Annotated in this window: 22 protein-coding genes; 8 read left to right on the forward strand and 14 right to left on the reverse strand. The window is 37.3% G+C overall.

What is annotated here, in order from left to right; genetic code table 11:
* Nucleotides 1–96: 96 nt before the first annotated feature.
* Nucleotides 97–1,113: an NAD-dependent epimerase gene (locus ACULLG_RS10395; RefSeq protein ID WP_452126725.1), complete on the reverse strand. Its 1,017-nt coding sequence runs from the start codon at nucleotides 1,111–1,113 to the stop codon at nucleotides 97–99.
* Complete coding sequence (locus tag ACULLG_RS10400) at nucleotides 1,110–2,507, reverse strand: nucleotide sugar dehydrogenase (RefSeq protein ID WP_452126726.1); 1,398 nt, start codon at nucleotides 2,505–2,507, stop codon at nucleotides 1,110–1,112. Before ACULLG_RS10400 ends, ACULLG_RS10395 begins: the two co-directional genes overlap by 4 nt.
* Nucleotides 2,508–2,809: 302 nt before the next feature.
* Here ACULLG_RS10400 and ACULLG_RS10405 point away from each other — a divergent pair, with 302 nt between their 5' ends.
* Genes ACULLG_RS10405 through ACULLG_RS10420 form a run of 4 tightly spaced genes read left to right on the forward strand, consistent with a single transcriptional unit; the run spans nucleotide 2,810 to nucleotide 9,049 of the window.
* Nucleotides 2,810–3,898 carry a DegT/DnrJ/EryC1/StrS family aminotransferase gene (locus tag ACULLG_RS10405; RefSeq protein WP_452127967.1) on the forward strand — a complete coding sequence of 363 codons (1,089 nt, stop codon included), beginning with the start codon at nucleotides 2,810–2,812 and terminating at the stop codon, nucleotides 3,896–3,898.
* Nucleotides 3,895–5,850 (forward strand): polysaccharide biosynthesis protein, encoded by a 1,956-nt coding sequence (locus ACULLG_RS10410; protein ID WP_452126727.1) that lies wholly within the window; start codon nucleotides 3,895–3,897, stop codon nucleotides 5,848–5,850. The genes ACULLG_RS10405 and ACULLG_RS10410 overlap by 4 nt, the downstream gene beginning before the upstream one ends.
* Before the next feature lie 21 nt (nucleotides 5,851–5,871).
* Nucleotides 5,872–6,648, forward strand: coding sequence for a polysaccharide biosynthesis/export family protein (locus ACULLG_RS10415; RefSeq protein ID WP_452126728.1), 777 nt, complete (start codon nucleotides 5,872–5,874; stop codon nucleotides 6,646–6,648).
* Nucleotides 6,649–6,661: 13 nt separating this feature from the next.
* Nucleotides 6,662–9,049, forward strand: a complete 2,388-nt coding sequence (locus ACULLG_RS10420; protein WP_452126729.1) for a GumC family protein — start codon at nucleotides 6,662–6,664, stop codon at nucleotides 9,047–9,049.
* On the opposite strand, the gene ACULLG_RS10425 is transcribed toward ACULLG_RS10420, so the two are convergent.
* From ACULLG_RS10425 to ACULLG_RS10475, 11 genes are all read right to left on the reverse strand, one after another.
* Nucleotides 9,050–9,793, reverse strand: a complete 744-nt coding sequence (locus tag ACULLG_RS10425) for a tyrosine-protein phosphatase (protein ID WP_452126730.1) — start codon at nucleotides 9,791–9,793, stop codon at nucleotides 9,050–9,052.
* Between the two features lie 51 nt (nucleotides 9,794–9,844).
* Nucleotides 9,845–11,215 carry a tRNA uridine-5-carboxymethylaminomethyl(34) synthesis GTPase MnmE gene (gene mnmE, locus ACULLG_RS10430; RefSeq protein ID WP_452126731.1) on the reverse strand — a complete coding sequence of 457 codons (1,371 nt, stop codon included), beginning with the start codon at nucleotides 11,213–11,215 and terminating at the stop codon, nucleotides 9,845–9,847.
* A 296-nt stretch (nucleotides 11,216–11,511) separates the two neighbouring features.
* Nucleotides 11,512–12,780: a GNAT family N-acetyltransferase gene (locus ACULLG_RS10435; protein ID WP_452126732.1), complete on the reverse strand. Its 1,269-nt coding sequence runs from the start codon at nucleotides 12,778–12,780 to the stop codon at nucleotides 11,512–11,514.
* A gap of 12 nt (nucleotides 12,781–12,792) precedes the next feature.
* The gene (locus ACULLG_RS10440) at nucleotides 12,793–13,932 is read right to left on the reverse strand and encodes a GNAT family N-acetyltransferase (protein ID WP_452126733.1); all 1,140 of its coding nucleotides are present in this window, start codon (nucleotides 13,930–13,932) and stop codon (nucleotides 12,793–12,795) included.
* A gap of 207 nt (nucleotides 13,933–14,139) precedes the next feature.
* Complete coding sequence (locus ACULLG_RS10445) at nucleotides 14,140–15,030, reverse strand: GNAT family N-acetyltransferase (protein ID WP_452126734.1); 891 nt, start codon at nucleotides 15,028–15,030, stop codon at nucleotides 14,140–14,142.
* 74 nt (nucleotides 15,031–15,104) lie between these two features.
* The gene (locus tag ACULLG_RS10450) at nucleotides 15,105–16,178 is read right to left on the reverse strand and encodes a hypothetical protein (protein WP_452126735.1); all 1,074 of its coding nucleotides are present in this window, start codon (nucleotides 16,176–16,178) and stop codon (nucleotides 15,105–15,107) included.
* Nucleotides 16,179–16,364: 186 nt separating this feature from the next.
* A complete protein-coding gene (gene dnaN, locus ACULLG_RS10455) occupies nucleotides 16,365–17,483 on the reverse strand; it encodes a DNA polymerase III subunit beta (RefSeq protein WP_452126736.1) in 1,119 nt (372 codons plus the stop codon).
* Between the two features lie 110 nt (nucleotides 17,484–17,593).
* Nucleotides 17,594–19,258, reverse strand: a complete 1,665-nt coding sequence (gldG, locus tag ACULLG_RS10460) for a gliding motility-associated ABC transporter substrate-binding protein GldG (protein ID WP_452126737.1) — start codon at nucleotides 19,256–19,258, stop codon at nucleotides 17,594–17,596.
* Nucleotides 19,258–19,989, reverse strand: a complete 732-nt coding sequence (gene gldF / locus ACULLG_RS10465) for a gliding motility-associated ABC transporter permease subunit GldF (RefSeq protein ID WP_452126738.1) — start codon at nucleotides 19,987–19,989, stop codon at nucleotides 19,258–19,260. The genes gldG and gldF overlap by 1 nt, the downstream gene beginning before the upstream one ends.
* A gap of 74 nt (nucleotides 19,990–20,063) precedes the next feature.
* A complete protein-coding gene (locus ACULLG_RS10470) occupies nucleotides 20,064–20,375 on the reverse strand; it encodes a putative quinol monooxygenase (RefSeq protein ID WP_452126739.1) in 312 nt (103 codons plus the stop codon).
* The gene (locus tag ACULLG_RS10475) at nucleotides 20,376–21,206 is read right to left on the reverse strand and encodes an SAM hydrolase/SAM-dependent halogenase family protein (protein WP_452126740.1); all 831 of its coding nucleotides are present in this window, start codon (nucleotides 21,204–21,206) and stop codon (nucleotides 20,376–20,378) included.
* A gap of 121 nt (nucleotides 21,207–21,327) precedes the next feature.
* On the opposite strand from ACULLG_RS10475, the gene ACULLG_RS10480 reads away from it, so the two are divergent.
* The 4 genes from ACULLG_RS10480 (at nucleotide 21,328) to ACULLG_RS10495 (ending at nucleotide 25,344) form a co-directional block, all read left to right on the forward strand.
* On the forward strand, nucleotides 21,328–22,281 hold the full coding sequence (locus ACULLG_RS10480) for a PhoH family protein (RefSeq protein ID WP_452126741.1): 954 nt from the start codon (nucleotides 21,328–21,330) through the stop codon (nucleotides 22,279–22,281).
* Nucleotides 22,282–22,287: 6 nt separating this feature from the next.
* Nucleotides 22,288–23,244, forward strand: a complete 957-nt coding sequence (locus tag ACULLG_RS10485; RefSeq protein WP_452126742.1) for a phosphoribosylaminoimidazolesuccinocarboxamide synthase — start codon at nucleotides 22,288–22,290, stop codon at nucleotides 23,242–23,244.
* A gap of 66 nt (nucleotides 23,245–23,310) precedes the next feature.
* The gene (locus ACULLG_RS10490) at nucleotides 23,311–23,565 is read left to right on the forward strand and encodes a DUF4212 domain-containing protein (protein WP_452126743.1); all 255 of its coding nucleotides are present in this window, start codon (nucleotides 23,311–23,313) and stop codon (nucleotides 23,563–23,565) included.
* Between the two features lie 3 nt (nucleotides 23,566–23,568).
* The gene (locus ACULLG_RS10495) at nucleotides 23,569–25,344 is read left to right on the forward strand and encodes a sodium:solute symporter family protein (RefSeq protein ID WP_452126744.1); all 1,776 of its coding nucleotides are present in this window, start codon (nucleotides 23,569–23,571) and stop codon (nucleotides 25,342–25,344) included.
* Nucleotides 25,345–25,369: 25 nt separating this feature from the next.
* Here the strand turns inward: ACULLG_RS10495 and ACULLG_RS10500 are convergent, their stop codons facing one another.
* Nucleotides 25,370–26,518 carry a putative porin gene (locus ACULLG_RS10500; protein WP_452126745.1) on the reverse strand — a complete coding sequence of 383 codons (1,149 nt, stop codon included), beginning with the start codon at nucleotides 26,516–26,518 and terminating at the stop codon, nucleotides 25,370–25,372.
* Between the last annotated feature and the right edge of the window lie 89 nt (nucleotides 26,519–26,607).

A 26,607-nucleotide genomic window follows, 5' to 3' on the forward strand; every position in this document is an offset into this window, starting at 1 on the left:
TGGTTATTTTGTTCGGTTCGCTACGGTCAAATAGAGGTGAGAATGATAGTTCTAGTCCAATTTTAAGTTTGTAACCCAAATCCACAATGGCTGTGTTTAATAGTAGCTTTTATACCAATCTATGAAATGCGCTATACCTTCCTTAATAGGAGTATTTGGCCTATAGTCATAGTCCGCAATAAGGTCATTCACATCTGCCCAGGTTCTAATAACGTCACCTGGTTGCATGGGTAGCATATCCTTTTTTGCCTTAATCCCCAGGCATTCTTCTATGGCTTGAATAAAATCCATGAGTTTGACCGATTGATTGTTTCCAATGTTGTAAATCTTGTAGGGTATGCTTGTTTTTTGATCCGTCGTATCCGTTTCAATGATTTTGGTAACCCCTTTGACGATATCATCAATATAGGTGAAGTCACGTTCAAGTTGCCCTTTGTTAAAAACTTTGATTGGTCTATCATTTAAAATGGCATCGGTAAACAGAAACATGGCCATGTCCGGTCTTCCCCATGGGCCGTATACCGTAAAAAAACGGAGACCCGTAGTTGGTAGGTTAAACAGATGACTGTAGGTATGCGCCATTAGCTCATTACTTTTCTTGGTGGCAGCGTAGAGACTTACAGGGTTATCCACGCGATCTTTTGTTTCAAAGGGTACTTTTTCATTGGCTCCGTACACACTTGAGCTGCTGGCATATAACAAATGCTTAATGTTGTTGTGGCGACAAGCTTCCAATATATTTAAGAACCCCACCAAATTGCTGTCAACATACGCCTCAGGATTTTCTAGACTATAGCGCACGCCTGCCTGTGCTGCCAAGTTACAAACAATATCAAACGATTTATTCTTGAATAATTCTGGAAGATTTTTACGATCTTCCAGCGCCATTCTTACAAAACTGAAATTGGAATATATTGTACTTTTTGCAAGTGAATTTTGATTTTTTGCCTCTTCTACAAGGACACCAAGTTCTTTAAGTCTGTCAAATTTCAGCTTGGTGTCGTAATAGTCATTTATATTATCAAGGCCTACCACTTCATGTTTTTTCCCCAAGAGGCTTTTGCAGACATGGAAGCCAATAAAACCAGCTGCTCCAGTCACCAATATTTTCATGATTCTCCTATTTTGTAATATTTGAACCCGATGCCCTCCATTTTTTGGGTTTCCAATAGGAGTCGGCCGTCAAAAAGGAAAGCAGGTTTTAGCATATTTTCAAAGACTTTTTCCCAGTCCAACGTTTTAAACTCGTCCCATTCCGTCATTATGGCCACGGCATGTGCTTTTTCTGTAGCTTTAATGGGATCATCGACAACCTTCAGGAGTTCCCTGTTTAAGTTTGGATCTCTACTTCCTAGATATTCAAGATCTGCATATATCTGTTCTTCTGATACTTTTGGGTCATACACTACAATCTCCGCTTTCTCATCCAATAGTGCATCAGCAACGTAAATGGCTGCGGATTCCCGGGTATCATTGGTATCCTTTTTAAAAGCCCAACCGTACATAACTATTTTTTTTCCAGAAACGGTGTTGTAAAGTGTTGTTACTATATTCTCCGCAAAACGGCGCTTTTGATAATTATTCATAATGATTACCTGTTCCCAATAATCGGCTACTTCCGACAATCCATAACTGCGAGCAATGTATACAAGATTGAGGATATCTTTTTGAAAGCATGAACCTCCAAAACCAACAGACGCCTGCAAGAATTTTGGGCCAATTCTGCTATCAAAACCGATAGCTTTTGATACTTCTTGAACATGGGCATCGGTCTTTTCACAAAGCGCTGAAATAGAGTTGATTGATGAAACCCGTTGGGCTAAGAATGCGTTGGCTACCAATTTTGACAATTCGGAAGACCAAACATTGGTCTGTAGTATTTTCTCCTTGGGAATCCAATTTTCATAAACACGACTCAAGGCATCTTTGGCAGCTTGACCTGTTGGAGTATCATCACCACCTATTAAAACCCTATCAGCATTGAGCAAATCGTCAATTGCCGTACCTTCGGCCAAAAATTCAGGATTGGAAAGGATCTCAAAACGCACTCCTTTACTGGTATTTTCCAATATGCTTTTTATGGCTTGAGCGGTCCTAACGGGCAAAGTAGATTTTTCGACAACTATTTTGTCGTCTGTGGCTACCTCGGCAATATTTCTTGCACATAACTCAATAAATTTTAAATCTGCAGCTTGACCTTTTCCTTTGCCATAGGTTTTTGTAGGTGTATTGACAGAAATAAAAATCATTTGAGCCTTGTCAATGGCCTTGTCAACTTCCGTTGAAAAGAAAAGGTTTTTATTTCTATTCTCTGCGACTATCTCATTAAGTCCAGGTTCATATATAGGAAGGTTATCAAGGTTTTCATCGTTCCAGGCATCAATACGCTTTTGATTGATATCGACTACGGTAACGTTAATTTCAGGGCATTGATTTGCAATAACCGCCATGGTAGGTCCCCCTACATATCCTGCTCCAACGCAGCAAATTTCAGTGATTTTTTTCATGAAATGATTTTGTTCATTGAGCATGCAAAGATTAGCAAATAACTTGGCATTTAGAAAAATATTATCGGTGAATGATTTTTTTAGGAGACAAGATGTTATGCAGTCGAATAAAGGGCTTCAGCTCTATTAGTTTGAGTTGGAAAAGCCCTTTGACCGATGTTTCTTTGGTATTAATCGAATTATGCCAAATTTTTGACTTGGAGCAAAAAACTATAGCTAATTTGGCTGTGTATTGTAATTGAATCTTACTGAAATTTAACCTCGTGGAAACACTAACTAAGATATGGCTTTCCTCCCCGCATATGGGAAGCAACGAAAAAAGATTCGTGGAAGAAGCTTTTAGAACCAATTGGATAGCACCTCTTGGTCCTAATGTTTCCGGATTTGAGAAGGCAATTGAGAACTATTTAGGAAACGGCGTACATGCAGCAGCTTTGAGTTCTGGCACAGCAGCCATTCATCTTGGACTGAAGTTGTTGAATGTTGGCCCAGGAGATGAGGTGCTCTGTCAAAGTTTTACTTTCTCGGCCTCCGCTAACCCAATTACCTATCTGGGTGCGCAACCAATTTTCATTGACAGTGAATTAGAAACTTGGAATATGTCGCCTGAGCTTTTGGAGATGGCAATACTCCATCGTTTGGAAGAGGGTCGTAAACCCAAGGCCATAATTGCGGTCCATTTATATGGAATGCCCTATAAGGTTGGTGAGATTCATGCAATAGGTGAAAAATACGATATACCAATATTGGAAGATAGTGCCGAGGCTTTTGGAAGCACTTGGTCCGGTCAACAATGCGGTACTTTTGGTGATATCGCCGTACTTTCCTTTAACGGCAATAAAATTATTACAACCTCTGGTGGGGGGGCTCTGGTTTCAAGGGACATAAACAAAAAGGAAAAAGCTGTTTTTTTGGCAACCCAAGCGAGAGATAATGCGCCACATTATCAACATTCTGAGATAGGGCATAATTATCGGATGAGCAACGTACTGGCAGGTATTGGGAGAGGGCAAATGGAGGTTCTTGACGAAAGAGTAGAAGCAAGGAGAAGGAACTATAGGTATTATCGGGAAGAGCTTAATGGAATAGCTGGCTTGTCTTTTCTTCCAGAGCCACAAGGTATGTTTTCAAATAGATGGTTGAGTTGTGTTTTGTTTGATAGCTATACCGTGAGAGAAAAGGTTAGGATTGCTTTGTTGGATGAAAACATAGAATCACGGCCATTATGGAAACCAATGCATGTACAACCCGTATTTGAAAAAAACACTGCGTTTGTCGATGGAACCTCGGAATCATTGTTCTATAGAGGACTTTGTTTGCCAAGTGGGTCCAACTTAAGCACTATAGATTTAGAGCGTACTACCCAAACCTTAAAAAAAGCTATTCAATGATACAAAGCTACCTAACCAATACTATAGAAAGATATGCCTCTAAGTGGTTAGTTTTGGCTATTGATTTAGTTATTGTATGTATTGCTTTTGTGCTATCGTATTTTGTAAGATTTAATCTCACTTTTGACTTCGAGGTAGAAAACTTATTGATACAAGTGCCACTTGTTGCACTCGTAGCTCTTTTTTCATTTTTGATTACCGGCTCATACAAGGGCGTAATCAGACATACGGGTATAAAGGATGTTTACAATATTTTTAATGCCATTTGCCTTACAAGTATTTTTACCATTTTTATTGTTTTGGCTTATCGAGTCTATGGAGCTGAAAGAGGTTTTACAATTCCATTGTCCATAATTATCATCAGTAGTCTTATTGGTTTCTTAGGGATGGTTGCCTCTAGATATGTTTTTAAGGTATTTTACCTCAAGATATTAAATGAAAATCGTCCTAGATCCTCAAAGAATATTGTTATTTATGGTGCCGGTGAATCAGGTATACTAACATATAATGCTATAATAAACCTGTCTAGGAACAATGTTAAGGTTGTTGGATTTGTTGATAATGACAAAAAGAAAATTGGTAAGGTCATTAATGGCGTTAGGGTGTATTCTCCCGATGTACTAACCGAAGCCTTCATTGTCCAGAGAGACGTTTCTGAAATCATTCTTTGTATTCAAACCATATCGAGCTCGAGGCTAAAGGAATTGGTGGAAGGATTGATGGATTTCCCTGTGGTAGTTAAAATTATTCCTCCTGTTGAAGATTGGATAAATGGGGAATTAAAAGTTTCGCAGATTAAAAACATTCAAGTTGAGGATTTATTAAATCGTGCTCCTATTGACCTTGATAATTTGAATATAGAAAAAGAACTATACAACAAAACTGTTTTGGTAACGGGCGGAGCCGGCTCAATAGGCAGTGAATTGGTTAGACAAATATGCAATTTCAAGTATAAGTCTTTAATTATCATTGACCAAGCGGAATCGGGGCTATACGATTTGCAGCAAGAGTTAAAGCAAAAGGGATTTTACAATTTTATTCCCATCGTTGGAGATGTGAGGGATAAAAAAAGAATGAATAATCTATTTGAGGAGTATAAGCCAAATATGGTATTCCATGCAGCGGCTTATAAACATGTCCCATTAATGGAGCAAAATTCATACGAGGCAATAAAAATTAATATTGCGGGCACAAAAAATATTGCTGATCTAGCAGCGGAACATGAGGTGGATAAATTTGTATTGGTTTCAACCGATAAAGCAGTAAATCCTACAAATATTATGGGTGCCAGTAAACGAATAGCTGAAATTTATGTGAGCTGTTTGCAGCAACAGAGTGATACCAAATTTATTATAACGAGATTTGGAAATGTGCTCGGTTCAAATGGTTCGGTTATTCCATTATTTAGGAAACAGATTGAAAAAGGTGGGCCGCTTACACTTACCCATAAAGAAATTACACGTTATTTCATGACTATTCCTGAAGCTTCCCAATTAGTTTTGGAAGCTGGTTCTATGGGAGTTGGTGGTGAGATTTTTATTTTTGACATGGGTGAATCTGTAAGGATTTTCGATTTAGCCAAAAACATGATTAAGCTTTCTGGTTTGAGATATCCAGAGGATATAGATATTACCATTACAGGATTAAGGCCAGGAGAAAAATTATATGAAGAGCTGTTGGCAAATGGAGAAAATACGCTTCCAACGCATCATAAGAAAATTAAGATTAGTAAGACTCGGGAATTGGAATACGGAAAACTGAAATCTTTGATTGAAGAGCTTTGTATAGCCAATATGTTCTTTGGCGAAAATACTGTAAAGCTAATGAAGAATATTGTTCCTGAGTTTGTATCTAACAACTCTGAATTTTGCAAATTAGATAAGAAAGAAAACACTACTTTTGAAGACAAAGGTAAAATTACAGAAAAGCAACCCCACGGCACATTAAATTAAACAGTTAACACTCCTTTTTTCATGAAAAAAAATAATTCGATCCTATTCGTTAGTGCAACACTTGTATGTACTTTGGTTGTGCTTTCATCTTGTGCTTCTAGAAAAGATGTGGTCTATTTTCAAGATACCGGAAATTTTGAAACTTTGGTCAATACCAATACGTTTGTTTCAAGGTTTAAAGTTGATGATTTGGTGTCCATTCATATATCTTCATTGAATCCAGAGGCAAGTGTTCCTTTTAATCTATTTAGGGGTGCTTCTGAAGGAGGTTTTGGAGCTGAACAAGTAGATTATTTAGTGGATCAGGCAGGGGAAATCGATTTTCCAGTGATTGGAAAACTGAAAATTGAAGGCCTTTCCCCGGACGAGTTACGTGCCCTTTTAAGAGATCGATTATCAGTTTACCTGAAAGACCCCATTATAAATATAAGGCTACGCAATTTTACAGTGACTATTTTGGGACAAGTTCTAAGACCTGGTACGTATCCTGTGAATGGAGAACAAATAACTATTTTGGAGGCTTTGGGCCTTGCGGGTGATTTGACATTACGAGGTGTTCGAAACAATGTATTGGTTATTCGTGATTTTAATGGCACCAAAGTGTATACTCGGATTGATTTGACCTCCAAAGATATTATAAAGTCGCCTGTGTATTATTTGACTCAAAATGACGTGGTCTATGTAGAACCTAATAAATCAGGTATCAAAGAAACTTCCCTTGATGCAAGAGCTCCAATTTATGTTTCCATTGTCTCGTTGCTAATTACATCAAGTATTTTATTGATTACCCGAAATTAAATTAGTTTTTAACGTGCAAACCGAAAGACAAATAAGCCCCAATAATAACATCGACCTAGGCAACCTGATCAAACCATATGTAAAGAATTGGAAATGGTTTGTAGCTTCAGTTATTATTGCCATAACCTTAGCCCTTTTATATGTACGGTATACAGTGCCTGAGTACGCCATAGGTGCCAAGGTTAAAATATTGGAAGACCAGAATTCTACCTCAGAACTTGGCGCATTTACGGATTTAGGTGTTTTGGGCGGAATCAGGAATAATGTTCAAGATGAGATAGAATCCTTAAACTCTAGAACCAACCTTATCGAAGTGGTCCAAGAACTTGGATTAAACAAAAAAATAGTAGCTGTTGGTAACATCAAAAATACAGAGCTATATGACAATCCTCCATTTAATATTAACTTTCTGGGACCTGACTCCATTGTTCAAAAAAAGAAAGATGAATTTTATATCCGATTAATTTCAGACACCAAATTTAAGTTTGCCAATTTGGAGAATGGTCCATTTATTGAGTATTCTTTTGGAAAACCGATACCCTCATCTTTGGGTGATTTAATTATTACTCCAAGTGGCCGGTTGGATGTGAGTTCATATAGTGGAAAGGATTATGAGGTTAAAGTCAGTCCGTTGGCCACTATGGCGGGATATTATCAAAAGAAGATATTGATTACGGTTACAAGTGAATTTGGCAATATAATATCAATAACTCTAAATGATGCTGTTAAGAAAAGAGGAAAGGATATCATTAACACTTTAATAGATAAATACAATCAGAATGCAGTTGATGACAAAAAAGCAATTGCCGACCGCACCTCTAATTTTATAGAAGATAGAATAACGAATATATACGGAAATTTGTCCACGGTAGATCAGAGTGCAGAGGACTTCAAGTCCGGTAAAGGAATTGCTGATATTGCCACTCAAACAAATGTAAATTTGAATATTGGAGCAACTAACCAGCAAGAGTTGCAGAATGTGAGCGTTCAGTTGGATATAGCTTCCTCTATGAAAGACCTTGTGGATAGTCAAGATGGATATGAATTGGTTCCAACCAATGTAGGGTTGGCCGATCAGACTATTGCCAGTACAACTGCACGATATAATGAACTAGCCCTGGAGAGAAGAAGACTTCTTGAAAGCTCTAACGAAAAGAACCCAATTATTGTTAATCTCGACCAACAGTTGGATGGTTTAAAACGAAGTATGCAGTCAAGTTTAAACACTGTTACAAATAACTTATCTCTTCAAGTTAATAGTTTAAGCAATCAATTGTCCAAGATTAATTCTCGAATCTATTCTGCTCCTAGAAATGAGCGTGCACTTCGCGAGATTACTCGCCAACAACAAACAACTGAGTCACTTTATCTTTATTTATTGCAGAAACGTGAGGAGTCTCAGATTACATTCGCATCGGCATCACCTAAATCAAAAGTTATTGATAGAGCTTATCTTTTGAGCAGGGCCCCAGTCTCTCCTAAGAAGCCCATTGTGCTTTTAGCTTCCATTATTCTTGGCCTGTTGATGCCTTTTTCCGTAATATATGCGAAGGATATTTTGGACAATAAAATCCATAATAAGTTAGATTTGGAGAAAATAGTTGGTGATACTCCTGTATTGGCAGAGATTCCAAAAATTGGTAAAAAAGAAGAAAAACTGATAAGGAACGAGGATAGGTCCGTATTAGCGGAATCCCTTAGAATTCTAAGAACTAATCTTGATTATATATTTAGAACCAAAAAGAAAAGTGGCAAAGGTAATTTTGTATTTGTTACCTCAAGTGTTCCAGGAGAGGGTAAGACCCTTGTTTCGTCAAATTTAGCAATGATTTTTGCCAGTACTGGAAAAAAAGTCCTTTTAATAGGTGCGGATATTCGGAATCCAAAACTATATACCTTCTTTTCAGACAGGGATAATCGAGCTTCCTTTTCAAAACCAAAAAGGGAAGTAAAAGTTGGTTTGACGGAATATTTGAGCAATTTGATGTTGGATATTGATAAAATCATAAATCCAACATTGGTCCATAAAAATTCAATTGATGTAATCTATTCGGGTAAGATACCACCTAATCCAGCTGAATTATTGATGAGTAATCGTGTTGGAGAGTTATTTCAATCGTTATCTGAGCAATATGATTATATTGTTGTAGATACAGCACCCTTAATGGTGGTCACAGATACATTGCTAATTAGCAGATACGCCAATCAAATCTTGTATGTGGTCAAAGCTGATGAAACTGACAAGAAAGTATTGGAATACCCTTTAAAGCTAATAAACGAAGGAAAACTAAAGGGGCTTTCATTTGTGGTCAACAATGTAAAGTCCTCAAACCTTGGTTATGGGGGTAAATACGGCTATGGCTATGGACAAACTGTGAAAAAATGGTGGCGTTTTGCTTAGTTAGTAAAACGTGCGTATTGTATTTTCGATAATTGGGAGTAACCGATTCAAAATGGCATTGGATATTTTAATCTCCTTTAACATCTTAATTTGATGAATATTATGTATATCTGATGCTATATAATCAATCATTCCTTCTTCCAATAATTTTTGTGTCTGTTTTTGAACACCAACTCCGTAAACTTCGGAGGTAAGGGACAACAAGTTTAATTGAAATAGCATTCCTTGCGACTTGAGGGTTTGATAGATGTGGTTTCGGTTATGAAAATAAACATACCTTTCTGGATGGGCTAGAATAGGATAATATTGTTGCTTGGAAATTTCAATAATAGCTTTGTCAAAATTAATTGATGGCTGTAAATAGGACATTTCAACAAGCATATAGTCCTTTTTAAGTGGCATTACCTCACTATTCTCAAGTATTGTTTCAAAATTATCATCAATCATGTGTTCAGCGGAAAAATCAGTAGTAATGCCAGCCATATTATTGTTTTCCAAAGCGTTGTTCAAGGTATCGTAAGATTTTTGGATGGTCTCTGGAGTATTTGGGTAGTAATTGTGCATTATATGCGGGGTGAACACGAAGTTGGTTATCCCCATATTCTTAAAATTTCGAATAAGTTCTAGCGATTCCTCCACAGTTTCTGCACCGTCATCAACTCCTGGCAGAATATGATTGTGCATATCTACAAGTCCGTGAAGATAATCTACCAAAAAGATTTTTTTATGAAAAAAGCTGAACATGCATAAAATTTGGAATGCAAATATACGCCATATGCCTTTTTAAGAGCTTAGTTATTTCCCGATGCAAAAATTTGAAAAGATGTTACCTAATAAATCATCAGTTGTCACGCTACCCGTAATTTCTCCCAGATGATAAAGAGCTTGTCGAATATCTATGGACATTAAATCGCTAGATAGACCATTTTCCATACCTTCCTTTACTTTTTGAATTTCTTCTAAAGCTTTCAATAACGAGTCATAGTGTCTGCTATTTGTGACGATGGTCTCACCGCTTCGCAATTTTCCCGAACCTACTAAGGAAAGTAACTTATGCTCCAGGTTTTTGACACCACTTCCCAATTTGGCAGAAAGAAAAATGGTGTTTGGAATTTTTTTCAGAATAGAAGCCATTTCATTCTTATCAAGAATATCCATTTTGTTGCAAATGGGCAAGAGTTCCTTGGTGGGATATTTTTTTTGAATACTTTCAAACTGGGAAATATTACCATTGATCCCATCGAATAGGTAAATGATCAATCTTGCCTTCCCAACTTCGTCAAAAGTACGCTCAATCCCTATTTTTTCAACTTTGTCGGTAGTCTCACGAATACCTGCTGTATCGATGAATCTAAAATTTATGCCATTGATACTGATTTGATCTTCAACCGTATCCCTAGTGGTTCCGGGTATATCACTGACAATTGCCCTTTCTTCATTGAGTAGCGTGTTTAAGAGAGTTGATTTGCCAACATTGGGTTCTCCAACGATGGCAATTGGAATACCATTTTTAATGACATTACCTAAGGCAAAGGAATCAATAAGCTTCTTTAGAACCTCACTTATTTTATTCAGCAGTTTATTGAATTGTTCTCTGTTGGCAAATTCCACATCTTCTTCAGAAAAATCAAGTTCCAATTCAATTAAGGACGCAAAATTCAGAAGTTCTTCACGGAGTTGTTTTATTTCATTGCTGAATCCTCCGCGCATCTGCTGCATGGCAACTTCATGGGAAGCTTCGCTATCACTGGCAATTAAATCTGCCACAGCTTCGGCCTGACTCAAATCCATTTTTCCATTGAGAAATGCCCTTAGAGTAAATTCACCTGCAGAAGCCATTCTGCACCTATTCCTCAAAAAAAGCTGAATTATCTGTTGTTGAATATATGGAGAACCATGACAGGATATTTCTACTATGTTCTCACCTGTATATGAATTGGGAGCTTTGAAAATGGAAAGCAAAACTTTATCCAACACCTTTTCTTCATCCATAATATGTCCAAGGTGAATGGTATGACTTTTTTGGTCAACCAAACTTTTATTGATAACTGACTTAAAATGCGAGTCCGCAATATTAATGGAATCTGGTCCCGAAACACGAATTATAGCGATGGCTCCAATACCTGAAGGGGTTGCCAATGCGATGATATTATCTTGTCTAAGCATGAAATCAATAATAGTGATGAATAACTCCTTTAGCCTAAATATAATTTAAGATTTGCAATAGGTTCTTCTTTACAAATTAATTCATTTTTTCCATGTATGGATTAGTTATATATTAACTTCAAACCACCTAATATCAGTTTTATAAATAATATTTTCGAGGCAAAGGCTTTTGATTTTACAACCATATTCTTATTTCCATGGTGCAGAAGAGCAATAATGAGTTTACTTGAAGTATCTTCTTTGATTGTTTAGTATTACCATGGAAAAACACTTAACTCAACAATTATAATTTATGATTAAAACCTTAGAAAATTACGGGCAAAGGTAATTTCCCTTGAAGAAGTATCATTTTTTATTAAAAATTTATTTTGATGATGAATGGAGGCATGAACAGAAATATTATCCAGTTGCAAAGAATGTGTATATAAGAAATTATAAACTGGTTTTTTTAAATACATGTATTTTTCTTCTGTGATATCAATTGCTTTAGCTCCAATATAATTATCCAAATTTTTGATTTCATCGATTTTATAAACAGGTTTCATCTTTTTTTTAAGCTTTAAGTATTTCAGGTAAAATACTACTTTGTGAAATATGCTGTCGAACTTTTTATCTCTTAAGTGCTGTTTTAGGTTATAGTAAGAACTCAACAACAAGGCAATAAATCGGGATTTGTAGGATTTGTTATCGTATAGAATATGGTGTTCAAAATTATAAACATAATTGGACCACCTTCTTTTATACTCATAGTCACCTTTTGAAAAGTCATAAACCTTGATATGGTTGCTTAAACACCATTCAAATGTTTTGCTGATTAATGAGGCTCCAAGATTGAACTTTGCAAAATCTGTGTCAAATGCTGGCAAAAAGGAGAAAACCACTTTTTCAGAAACAAAATTTGCATTTATGGCAACCGGTTTATCATTGGCATACAAAACAAAGATCACAGCCTTCTTGGCCCGAATCATTTCCAAAAACAACTCCTTAAGGTATGCCCAAGCTTTTTTTTGTAACCAGTGTAGTTCTATTTTTTTTTCTGAGAATCTTTTTTCAAGGAGTTCCTTAAATTTTTTAAAGATAAACTCAAAATGATTAGGGTCTATTTGATTGCCATATAGTGTTTCATAACGTATTTGAAAGCAAGTATTTATCTTTTTAATAGATTTCTTAATCTGCCACCTATTTTTTGAATTGAAATTTTTATTCAAGTAAGTTTCGAAAGAATCAATATTGGAGAAATCTGCTAAATAACCTTTGTATTGACTTGTTCTCTTAACCGTATGGCGTCCTATATTCTTATTCGATATTTCAAAATACCCAGGAATGTCCTGAATAAAGAAGGTTTTTCCACTATTATCATTTTTTGTGAATGATGTTTTATAGAAAATACCATTAGTATGGCTTTTACCCAAATTAAAATATAGTGGAAGTTTACTATGTTTAATGAACTTTGTCCCAGCAATTTTTTTACCCGCTATAGCCGGAACACTATTTGAGAAGTGTTTTAGCCATATAGATTCAAACTCTTTTGAGGCAAAAGGACTATTTTTTATTTTAAATCTCAAGGGTAGTTTGTTTTAAAGAACGTCGATTTTTACAATTTTCGTCTTAACTTTTAGAAAATAGATGTTGTTCTTTTCTGCAGTAGAAAGAACTTTTACATTTTTATAGTTTTCGGAATTTTTATAAAGCCAATCAAAAATGGGTTTTTTGAGAAAATTATAGGGTTCATTATCTGGATTGACAGCGATGGTTTTTTTAGAAACCTGATTGAGATGGACTTTGGTAAATCTATAACTTGGTTCATACATTTCTATTTGTTTCTCTTGGCCAAGAGCTTTAACCTTGAAAGCAACTATTAATTTAAGAATGCCATAATCCTTCATCTTTTTTTTGACAAGTGTTAATTTGGCAAGAAAAAAAGCAATAAATGAACTTTTTAAAGATCTCGGGTTATATAATATATGATCTTCAAAGAAATACATTGAATCGCAAAACTTTTCCTTATAAGAATATTGTCCTTTTGAAAAATCAAACTTTGAAATTTTATTCTTAAAACACCATTTTATATGCTCAATTAAGTTTAAATGACCAATGCCAAACTTTGAATAGTCATCATCAAAAACTGAAAAGGCCCCAAACAAAATACTTTCTGAAAGATAATTTAAGTTTATTGCTATGGGATTACCGTCGTGATATATAGCAAAAATCACGGCTTTTCTTTTTTTGACTAATGGGTAAAATACCTGTTTGATAAAATTTGAAATGGAACTATTTAGGTAAGCAATTGTCTTTTTCTTCCTTGCCGCTCTTTTTTCCAATAATTTAAAAAAAGCATCAACAAGTCTATCATATTCTTCTTTGCGAACATGTTCACCAAAAAAAACTCGAAATTGAATATTATCAAGGCAATGGTTTAAACTTTGTTTTGCCTTTCTCATATTATACCGCATTTTAGCACTCATCTTTTTTGAAACAAAATCATCAAAATCAGCATATTGCTTTAAGTTTAGTAAATAACCATGATATCTTTTGATTTTATATAACCTTAGCAGATTAGTTTTTTTATCGGATACTTTAAAATATTCTGGGACATCGTGAACGTATAATACCTTGTTGGAAAAACGGACTTTATCTTTCTCATTTATGATATAATGTTGTCCAGATGTTAAGTGCTTTCCCGTATTAACATATATAGGCAGGATACCTGAACGCATAAAGGAAACTCCCTGGATGAACTCAAATGTTATGGGCTCACTGGATTTATTGAAATGTTTGACCCAAATGGAAATGAAATCCTCGGAGGTGAATGGATTTTTTCTTAAGGGTATCATTTTATTGTTTTTTTAATAACTATACAGCAAGAGATAAATAACTTTCAAAGCCTTATGTATGTAGAAAATATATTAAACATTGCCTTTGTGCTAATTTTTGAGCTTTTTTTCTTTGACCAAATAATTGAAGTAAAGAACATGGCTGATTGCAAAGGACATAACTCTTTTTAATAGACTTTTTTTGTTAAAGATTACGTGAGTTTTATATTTTACTACTTTATTGGCAAAATGTCGTTTGTATCTAAAATCTCCCCATCTTAAATCAATCAGAGCATAATCATTTTTAAAGCACCATTCAATTTGTTTGACAAATAAGTGCTTTCCAATACTATATTTGTGGTAATCAATGTCATATGAGGATATGGCTGCATCCAATATGTTATCATAATGATAATTTACTGAAATCCCAATAGGCTTCTTTCCGTCATAAAGAACAAAAAATGATGCTTTTTTGGACAAGATCATTTGATAAAGAGATTCACTATAGTAAGCCCATCTCGATAGAGCCGAATGGTATTTGTTTTTTTGATTAAATCTTCGTCTGATAAAATATTCTAGTTTATCAATGAGAATTTGGAAGTATTCCCTTTCAATTTCTCCATAATAAATCTTGAAAGAAATATTGTAATCACGACATAAACGATTTATATCTTGCCTTAAATTCTTGTAAGGCTTTGGTTTTAGCTGTTTTTTTAAGTATTGAGCTGTATTATTAAAACCAACCAAGTCCATTAAAAACCCTGGACGATATGATTTTGAATAGCATCCGAACTCCTTTTTACGATCAGTTAGATGTTTTAAATATGGAGGGATACAATTAACTATAAACAGATTAGATGTAAATTTTTGGTTTAAAGAATCTAAATCTGGAATTCTATTGATGTTTTTGAATTCTGATGAGCGAGAATAGAAAAAAGGCAATGAACCTTTTTCAAAAAATTCAAAATAGAAATTATATCTCTTAGGCCTAATTTTTGTCATTTTCAAAAGTAAAAAAAGGGTGAGATTTTCTCACCCTTTCCAATTATTGAAATGTTAATGATATTTGCTAATTATTATTTACCTAATGAAAAATACGTGGCCCAACTTCCACCAGGGAAACTACATCCATCTGCCCATGCAGTTTCTTCACAATCAGTACATTCCAATGGGTATGGAATAATTAAAGGTTGCTTTCCTTCAGGAATCATGATAACACCAATGTAATCTCCGCATTCTGGGGTGAAATCATTATTTTCCAAGGCAATAGCAACTAATTCATTAACGCGATTTGCGTCCCAATTGGAAAGACTGCCACGTGAGGCCAATTCTTCTAAATCTGTTAAATCATCTACTAATAACCATATAGCCATTTGAAGGTCATCTCCTGTGTATGGAGATTCATCACCGCTAGGTTGTCCAATGATATTTTGGTTTAATAACCAGTTTACTGCACTAAAGTTTTCAGGCATTTCAAAAGCACCTTCAGGTAAATCACCTATAGATGAGTGCACAGATGCTCCTTCAATACATTCTAAGACCAATCTTTGATCCACGTCAACACACCATGCCCCATACTCTCCAGCAAGCAACCCTTCTTCAATGGTAACTGCAAAATAACCGTCATCTCCATTATTGGGGCGGAACGCAGTTGTACAAAAATCGACTGTTTCGGGAAGGCTGGCTATTATATTTTCTACAGAGTTAGTTGAACACTCAACCACGGCATGAGCTGCTATATGGGATCCTTTTTCAATGGGAACTTCATAGGTAACAGTTTTTTCACAATCGTGATTTCCTTGATATTCGAAGTTTCCAATCTTGGGATTGCCTCCATTGTTCAATGGAAAATCTTGAGGCGTATTTACTACAGATAAATGGGTTTCTGTTATACACCAATCATCATTTGTTATTTCATATGTAATGATGTGGTTCCCACCTGACACTGAAACACTTACCTTACCCACTTCGACGTTTTGTCCGGCAAAAAGTGTCGACTCAGTCATTACACAATCTTGGGAAAAATCAAACTGTACAGTACTAGTCTTACCTTCTATACTTTCTAAGGTATTTTCTGTAACAGGCTCCGACTCACAAGAGTACAAGCCGATAATTGAAACGGCCAAAACGGCCAAAAGTAATTTTTTCATGTTTTTCGATAATTTAGTTAATGTTTACCTGGGGAATTGCCGTAAAACTAATGATATGGGTGTGTGCTTTTAAAAAATGACGGTAAAACGTATAGAAAATCGCCAAAACGCATGTCAATTCTTGCATGTTTTGCGCTTGACCACAATCTTTAACTAATATGTAGGAAGTAGCTTACCTGTAATTAGTTAACCATTCAGCATAACCGGCATAACCAGCATGGTGACCAATTCACCTTCGTCCAATCCATCAATTGGGGTCAAGATGCCGGCACGGTTGGGTAAACTCATTTCCAAGGAAACATCGTCTGAGGTTAAATTATTAAGCATTTCAACCAAAAATCTGGAATTGAATCCAATCTGCATATCATCGCCTTGGTAAGAGCAAGAAAGTCTTTCCTCAGCCTTATTACTGTAGTCTACATCCTCAGCGGATATATTCAGTTCAGCACCTGCAATTTTTAATCGGATTTGATGGGTGGTTTTGTTAGAGAAAATGGACACTCTTCGAACTGAACTCAAGAATTGGTTTCGTGAAATGGACAACTTATTCGGGTTTTCCTTCGGAATTACAGCTTCATAATTGGGATATTTCCCATCAATCAGTCTGCAAATCAATTCTGAATTTTCAAAAATGAACTTGGCATTGCTATCATTGTACTCGATGGTAACTTCTGACTCGGAACCGGATAAAATTCCCTTGAGCAAGTTCAACGGTTTTTTCGGCATTATAAATTCCGCAACTTGAGATGCTGAAACATCATTACGTTGGTATTTTACCAACTTGTGCGCATCTGTGGCGACAAAAGTCAAATTCTCTGTGGAAAACTGAAAAAAGACACCGCTCATCACAGGTCTCAAATCATCGTTGCCAGCTGCAAAAATTGTTTTGTTGATGGCGGTTGCCAAAACATCGCCCAGAAGGATAGTGGAGCTCGGATTTGATACTTCAACAGCTTTTGGAAATTCAGCTCCATCCGCATAGGCCAAAGCATATTTACCGTGATTTGAGCTTATTTCAACTGTATTGTTATCTTCAACCACAAAGGTCAGCGGTTGTTCGGGAAACGTTTTTAAGGTATCCAATAACAATCTGGCTGGAACAGCAATGGTCCCTTCAGCATCCGAATCAACCTCCAAAACAGAACTCATTGTGGTTTCTAAATCGGAAGCGGACACGGTCAACTTGTTCTGTTTTAAATCAAATAGGAAATTATCAAGGATAGGTAGTGTATTGCTATTATTGATGACACCACCTAAAACTTGCAGTTGTTTTAACAAATATGTACTGGATACGATAAACTTCATTAAAGAAATTCTTTTAATATTGATGCCCTAAACGTTCTAACAGGGCAGATAAATCGATAAAAACAAATATATTTTAAAACCCCTTAGTAAAGAAACAAACTTATTAACATCTACGCAGCATATTTTCGCTTGCGATAGTATCCGAATAAAATACCTGCCAACAAGGTCAATACTACTGGAACCCCAATGTTTATGAATTGCCATTTGCTTTTTTGTGCAGCAATTTTCTCCACATCAAGCAGCGGAATGGAAACCCTTTTGTTTCTAATGTTTATAAGTCCAGTATCATCAAGCAGGTAATTAATGCAATTCACCAAAAATTCTTTGTTTCCGTAGGAACTATTGGTCCATTTATCATATCCCAATTCCAAAGGCCCTCCGTTGCTCAATTGATTTTTTATAAGATCACCATCTGAAACAATGATCATCTTATTTTCAGGACCTTGTTCCGTTGTATTTTGAAGTTTCAGCGGCTTAATTCTGTTTTTGAACATAGAACTGAATTCCCCTTCGATTAAAACTGCCAAAGGGTGGTTGCCATCTGTGTACGATTCTCTATCAGGAGGAGTATTCAATATATCCAAACCAATTTGCCTTGGGGTCCCCTCCGTTTTTGACAGTGGAGAACTCTGTAAAAGCGCCGTTTTCTTATAATCGTTTTCCAAAATATCCATTGGACTGGTAAATTGATAGCGAACCGCTTCAATATTAGTATTTATCGGATGGTTATTTCTTGAGAAAACCATAGGGTGATAATACCAAGGGACGGGATTGTACTGAGAATCATTTCCTTCACCGGAAGCCAGCACGATTTGGGTGAAATAAAGGTCATTTATCAGTACCGGGTTAATTCGAATTCCATAATTGAAAAAGAAATCCCCTAAGTTCAAATCCCGAGGTATGGCCAATGCACTTCCACCGTTGCTAAAGATGCTATCCATTTCCATGGCTACCTGGTCCATTAGCCAAATAGATCTTCCACCATTGACCACAAATTGATCCAGCACAAACTTTTCCTCATCCGAAAAGACTTCGGTTGGTTTTGCAATAATGGCAAGGTCAAATCCTTTAAGTTGATCTAGTGTTCTTTGTGGATTTCCGGCCACCGAATCCAAAGTAATGGCACCAATGTTATAATATTCGCGGATAGTGGTCAAATAATCGGCGATATAAATATCATCCAGTTCACCATTGCCCTTGATGACGGCCACGCGCTTTTTATCCGTAATGCTCAATTTGGTAAATGCATCGGCAAATGCATATTCCAATTGTTGCACAGAATTGTTGATACGGTCCTCCATGGATGAACCCAATTTGTTTTTTAGCAAGGATACTTTAACGGTTTTATTTTTATAGTTGACCATAGCCCAGGGAAAAACCAGTTCTTGCGAGACTTTTCCATTTTCCTCGATCGTAACATTGGCGGGTTTTAGACCGATCTGTTGTAAATCGGAGATGGTTTGCTGGCTTCGGGTTTCATCCTCCAGCGGATTGACCAAATTGTATTGAATATGCTTGTTTTGAGCTGTAAACGATTCTAATAATTGAAGGGTTTCCACTTTCAATTTTGCAAACTCAGGAGGAATGTTTCCATCCAATAATACATCAACAATTACAGGTGAATCAAATTTTTGTGCTGCCTCAACCGAAGGTTGGGATAAAGTGAACCTTTGGTCCTCCGTTAAGTCAAATCTTCCATAGAAAAAACCGGCAATTACATTCAGAACAACCACTATCGCCAAAACTTTTACAGCCGAAATAACAAACTTCCCCATTAGTATGCCAGTTGTTTTAAGCGTTGAAAGGTCAGATATAAAAAGAAAATCGAGATAGAAATAAAGAACACAAGGTCTCGCGTGTCGATGATGCCTCTGGCGATACTGTTGAAATGCGCTTTAGCCCCCATACCTTGAATCAATTGCTGAATTTCTCCATTGGAAAACAAGGATGAAACCGCTTCAAAACCATTAAAAATTAAAAAGCAAATCAGAATACCAATAATAAAGGAGACAATTTGGTTATCAGATAGGGTAGATGCGAAAACCCCCATTGACGTATAGGCCGCAATCAAAAAGAAAAGCCCGAAATAAGAACCGAGCACCACCCCAGAGTCAAAATTTCCTTCCACAACACCTAAGCTCGAGATGGCGTATACATAAATGATAGTAGGTACAACTGCAATGATGCAGAGAAAAAAAGCGCCCCAAAATTTACCTAAAACCAGTTTCCAGATGGAGATAGGTTTAATGAGTAGTAATTCCAACGTACCCACTTTTCGTTCCTCGGAAAAGCTTTTCATGGTAATTGCAGGAACCAAAAAGATAAAAATCCATGGCGCCAATAGAAATAGATTGCCCAAATCGGCAAAACCATAATCAAAAATGTTGTATTCACCCTTAAAGACCCACAAAAACAGACCATTGAGCAGAAGAAATAGCCCAACAATCAAATAACCTATGGGAGATGTGAAAAATGACCGTACTTCTCGTTTAAAAATGGCAAACATTTCAGTTGTCAATTAACAGTTATCAATGATCAATTATTTATTAAGGGTGATGGATATAGTTGATGTTTGCATTACTAATTGAACATTGTTTTATTGCTCATTGAACGTTGTTTTAAACTCCAAGCTTCCGGTTTTTCGGCAAAAAGTTGTTTGGTTTTGCTCCAAACTTCCTTAAAAAAATCCGATGCTCTATAATTTTCCAAATCCGACTCTTTGTCCCAAAAGCTATAGGTGAAAAAGATACATGGATTTTTAAGGTCCTGGTATAACTCTACTTTATTGCATCCCTGAAAATCCGTAATTCCCGATTTTGTTGTTTCAAAGATTTGCTCAAAACTAGGAATATTTTCGGGTTTAAAAGTGAGTTTAACAATGCGTATCAACATTTATAAGAAATTTATGGTCACGGTATCCCTGTAATTTAAACCAAGAAGGGTAGAGGCCCCACCCACGGTGTTCAGGTCACTTTTATAGATGGCAAGTTCAATATAACCTGCGGAATTGAACAATGCCAAAGCATCTCCGGGCCCTTTACGTTGCCCTTTCTCCAAATTAAAATTAACAATCCCGTTGTAACTGTTATGGATCGATGTGATTTTATTGGTTCGGGCAATTACCTCAAAATCACGACCATTACGGTAGGCCTCAAACAAACTTTTCTGAATGTTGGTAATCACATTCCCATAATTGTCAACGTAAACCACATTGCCAATAATAGTTTTTCCATTGTTAGAAATTCGTGGTTCAAACTCACGAAGTTCTTTTAGATTATCAAAGGGCTTTCCAATGACCTCCAAAGTTCCGCCACGAGCAATATGACAGGCTACTTGCACAAAAACGTTCATAACAGGAAAAGAACTTGGACTGAAATCCGGAATACGTATTTCTACTACTTTTTCCGGCTTTACTTCAGAAGTAATCAACGAAATAACCCCGTTATTGGCACTGATAAAATAATGCCCGTCAACTTGAACGGCTATATGCTGATTTTCGGGGGATTGCTCCGAATCAACACCTACGATGTGGACGGTTCCCGAAGGGAATGAACGATAGGCATTTTTAAGGATATAAGCACACTCTTGAATGTTGAAAGGGTTTATCTGGTGTGAAATATCAACAATGTTAACATTAGGTAAGTTATTTAGAATGGTTCCCTTTATTGCACCAACAAAATGGTCTTTATGGCCAAAATCGGTAGTTAAGGTTATTATAGCCATGCAATACTGTTGATATGTTTTTCCCCGTTCAAATCGTTTTTTGGTTAAGTTTGTGGGGTAAAATTAAGTAAAAAGAAAGAATAAAATTTCTTCAAAAAATAACCTTTAAATACCCCATTTATTGAACGAGCTGATTATTGAACTGACGGAGATAAGCCCACAGGATTTCTTTGGGCAGCAGAATGAGAATATTGAGCTACTTAAAAAGTATTTCCCAAAACTCAAAATAGTGGCCAGGGGAAGCAAAATTAAGGTATACGGTGATGAAGCGTTGCTAGAGGAGTTCGACCGGCGCTTTGATATGCTCACCGCGCACTTTGCCAAATACAATAAATTGGATGAAAATTCCATAGAACGTGTGCTCACCAGTAACGGGCAGGAGGATTTTAGCTCTTCCAAAAGCAGCGAAGAAGTGTTGGTACATGGCGTTAGTGGTAGATTGATCAAGGCCCAGACCGTAAATCAACGCAAGTTGGTGGATGCCTGCAAAAAAGACGATATGGTCTTTGCCATTGGCCCTGCAGGAACTGGAAAAACCTATACCGGAGTGGCGTTGGCGGTAAAAGCTTTAAAAGAAAAACAGGTCCGACGCATTATTTTGACCCGGCCGGCTGTGGAGGCTGGAGAAAATTTAGGATTTCTTCCAGGGGATTTAAAGGAAAAACTAGATCCCTACATGCAACCTCTGTATGATGCACTTCGTGATATGATTGCCCCTGAAAGGTTGGAGAAGTACATTGAGGATGGGACCATTCAAATTGCGCCCATGGCCTTCATGCGTGGTAGGACATTGGATAACGCCTTTGTTATTTTAGACGAAGCACAAAATACTACCCATGCGCAAATGAAGATGTTCTTGACTCGAATGGGCAAGAATGCCAAGTTTTTGCTTACTGGTGATCCAGGACAAATAGACTTACCACGTAGAGTGATATCTGGGCTCAAGGAAGCACTTTTGATTTTGAAAAATGTTCAAGGCATTAGCATTATCTATTTGGATGATAAAGATGTGATTCGCCATAAACTGGTCAAAAAAGTCATTGACGCCTACAAAAATATTGAGCACCAAAACTAGCTTAGCATGCCAAATACATTGATGGATACCAATTTCCATTTCTCTGGACAAGAATCGGTTTACAAAGGAAAAGTGAGGGAGGTCTATACGTTGGAAAATGATATTCTGGTCATGGTTGCCACAGATCGTTTGTCGGCTTTTGATGTGGTAATGCCAAAAGGAATTCCGTACAAGGGACAAATTCTCAACCAGATTGCCACCAAAATGATGAAGGCTACGGAAGATATTGTTCCCAATTGGTTAATGGCCACGCCAGATGCCAATGTTGCCGTGGGCAAAGCATGTGATCCTTTTAAGGTTGAAATGGTCATCAGAGGCTATATGTCAGGTCATGCCGCTCGGGAGTATAAAGCAGGAAAGCGCATTTTGTGCGGAGAACCTATGCCTGAAGGAATGGAAGAAAACGACAAATTTCCAGAACCCATCATCACTCCCGCCACCAAAGCCGAGCAAGGAGATCATGATGAGGATATCTCCAAAGCGGAAATCCTGAGACGGGGAATTGTTTCAGTTGAAGATTATGCCGTTTTGGAAAAATATACAAAAGCGCTTTTCCAAAGGGGGACAGAATTGGCTGCCAAAAGAGGTTTGATTCTTGTTGATACCAAATACGAGTTTGGAAAAACCAAGGATGGGGAAATTGTGTTGATAGATGAAATCCATACCCCGGACTCTTCGCGATATTTTTATGCGGAGGGATATGAAGAACGTCAAGCAAAAGGCGAGGCCCAAAAACAGTTGTCCAAGGAATTTGTTCGGCAATGGCTCATTTCGAATGGTTTTCAAGGTCTTGAAGGACAAACCCTCCCTGAGATGAGTGATGAATACATCAAATCGGTTTCTGACCGCTATATTGAGCTTTATGAAAGTATCACCGGTGAAACTTTCCAGAAGGCCGATGTCTCCAATATCCATGAACGTATAGGTCAAAACGTTTCTAACTATTTGGGTTCAATCAGTTAAAAATTGTCCTCTCAAGGGGACTTTAGGGGTGTTTTTCATATATTTCAAGAATAAACCAACCTTCAAGTGGACGCTGCGCAACGCAAAAAATATTGGCGGGAGAATCTTAAATATCTCACTATCCTTCTCATAATCTGGTTTTTAGTCTCGTATGGCTTTGGAATTCTTCTAGTTGATGAGCTCAACACAATACGCTTAGGAGGTTTCAAATTGGGCTTTTGGTTTGCGCAACAAGGCTCAATATATGTTTTTGTGCTGCTCATCTTCATATACGTCCGCTTGATGAACAAGTTGGATAAAAAATACGGGGTAAACGAATAAGATATGGGAATTCAAACTTGGACGTTTATCATCGTCGGGATTACTTTTGCGTTATATATTGGAATTGCCATTTGGTCAAGGGCCAGTTCAACAAAGGAATTTTATGTGGCAGGAGGCGGGGTTTCCCCTTTGGCCAACGGGTTGGCCACTGCGGCGGATTGGATGTCCGCTGCATCCTTTTTAGGAATGGCAGGAATCATTGCTTTTTCTGGTTACGATGGTTCGGTTTACCTTATGGGCTGGACGGGCGGTTATGTGCTTTTGGCCCTTTTGTTAGCACCATATTTAAGAAAATTCGGAAAATTTACGGTTCCCGATTTTATTGGTGACCGTTATTATAGTAATGTAGCCCGTACGGTAGCCGTAATTGCCGCGCTGTTTGTGTCCTTTACTTATGTGGCGGGACAAATGCGTGGCGTTGGTGTGGTTTTTTCACGCTTTTTGGATGTTGAAGTAAATACAGGCGTTTATATTGGAATGGCCGTAGTATTGTTCTATGCTTTTTTAGGAGGGATGAAAGGAATAACCTATACTCAGGTGGCTCAATATTGCGTACTGATTTTCGCCTTTATGGTTCCTGCTATATTTATTTCGATTATGGCTACGGGAAATCCAATTCCACAATTAGGGTTTGGCTCAGCCGGTGAAGATGGAATCTATTTATTGGATAAATTGGATGGTTTGATGACGGATTTAGGGTTTACGGCCTATACTGATGGCACCAAATCAACAATCGATGTCTTTTTCATTACAGCCGCATTGATGTTGGGTACAGCCGGATTGCCTCATGTGATTATCCGTTTCTTTACCGTACCGAAGGTAAGGGATGCTCGTAAGTCGGCAGGATATGCCTTATTGTTCATTGCCATTCTCTATACCACTGCACCGGCCATTGCGGTTTTTGCCCGGACAAATTTGATGGAAACTGTTGAGAATACACCCTACAAAGAAATTCCGCCTTGGTTTACAAAATGGGAAGATACTGGACTTATAGCTTGGACTGATAAAAACGGAGATGGTAAGATCCAATATTTGCCAGGTTCCGCAGTTGATGGAAAAAAACCACTTTTTATTGAAGGAAAAGGCGATTATGGAGAGCGAAAAATATCAAACGCAAGTGTTTCTGCCAATGAATTGTATGTAGATAGGGACATTACGGTCCTTGCAAACCCCGAAATCGCAGGATTGCCCAATTGGATTATCGCTTTGGTGGCCGCAGGTGGATTGGCAGCGGCCCTATCCACAGCCGCCGGATTACTTTTGGTAATCTCAACTTCAATTTCTCATGATTTGATTAAAAAACAATTCGCTCCAGATATTTCAGACAAAAAAGAACTGTTGATTGCCCGTCTTGCGGCCGTTTTGGCGGTTACCGTTGCGGGGTACTTTGGAATCCACCCACCCGGCTTTGTAGCTTCAGTAGTGGCTTTGGCCTTTGGCCTTGCCGCATCTTCGTTTTTCCCGGCCATTGTAATGGGAATCTTTAGCAAACGAATGAATAGGGAAGGAGCTATTACAGGAATGATTGCAGGATTGGCTATTACAACCTATTATATTGCAAGGTTCAAATTGGGATGGATTGGAGACCCTGAAACCAGTACTTCCAATGATTGGTGGTTTGGTATTTCACCCGAGGGCTTCGGAACTGTTGGAATGTTGGTGAATTTTGCGATTTCATTGGTGGTATCACGATTTTATGCTCCTCCTCCTGAACATGTACAAGAAATTGTGGAGAATATCCGAATTCCAAGTGGGGCAGGAGATGCCATAGACCATTAATGTTAGGCTGACCTCGTAAAGAAAATCATATTTTGATGTCAAAATCCAATCGAATACGTTGACCATTTTCAAGGGTTGTTCCCGTAGGCACCAATTGTTCCACCCAGTAATATTTCATTTTTAAGCTCATGTTCTTACCGATCATATGGCCCAGAACAAATTCCAAACCCTGCAAATTGGTCAATCTCCCATCCGGTGAATCAAAAGCCGAGTAATCCCATCGGGCCCAATCGTTTTGAGCTAGAAAATCAACAGCAGCATACTTTTCCAAATGGGTATACGTGATTTTGGCTACCCAATCGCTTTTATCTTTTAGAGTTCCATAGCCAACGGCCATAGACCAGGCTGTTTTTTCATCTTGGAAATTTGTTGGGATGGAAGTGTTACTGTCATAATTTTCAAGATTTTGATAATAATCCAATTCAATAGTTACAGGATATGATTCAAAGGGTTTGAGTGAAGTACCCAAATGCATTATGGAATAATCAAAAAGGAAAGTAGCAGCTCCATCCGGAATGTCTTGGATATTTTTGAAGAAATAAATGCTTGGGTATAGTTGCCATCTTCTATTCCATAGGTTTGTTATAACTTGAAACCCTTGAAAATAACTGTCTTGGTCAAACGATGACCCGCGGGTATTGATGATAAAGTGTCCTCCGCTAAAAGAAACTTCGTCAATAGCACCGGATGCAATTAAAACGCTTTTCTTTAGAAAGATTCCTTCAGGATAAACATTGTCACTCCAAAAGAGTTCATTCTTTTTTTCATAAGGAAATGTGTTTTTACCGAACCATGCTGTAAATCCGTTTTTTTCGGCTTTGAAATAGGCCTTTTCAAGGGCGATTGGCAGGGTTCCGAATTCGTTAAAACCATCTCCCAAGGTCAGTTGGGGGTCCTGTTGTTTTTTTGGGTCTCCGGTACGGATTCTGGCACCTATACTTGCCCATTCGTTGTGTTGATAGGTTGCTCCTGCTCTGAGTCTATACCGTAAACGGGAGCGGTCTTCCCTGTATGTTTCATCCGATTTTCTGGAGTCCCAATCCTGTTCAATACGAAACCTAAAATCACCATCTATTTTTACTTTTTTGACTTTTTCTTGAGCAGTTCCAAAAATGGATAAGAGAAACATGGTATAAATGAGCTTGCTCAGTTTTAATCTAAATATCAAACACATTTGTATTTATTGGGTAAAGATGAAAAAATGGACTTGAATCCAATACCGATGCTAAGGTAGGCCATGTTGAACACCACCCCAAAATAAGA

Source organism: Flagellimonas sp. 2504JD1-5 (assembly GCF_053618295.1).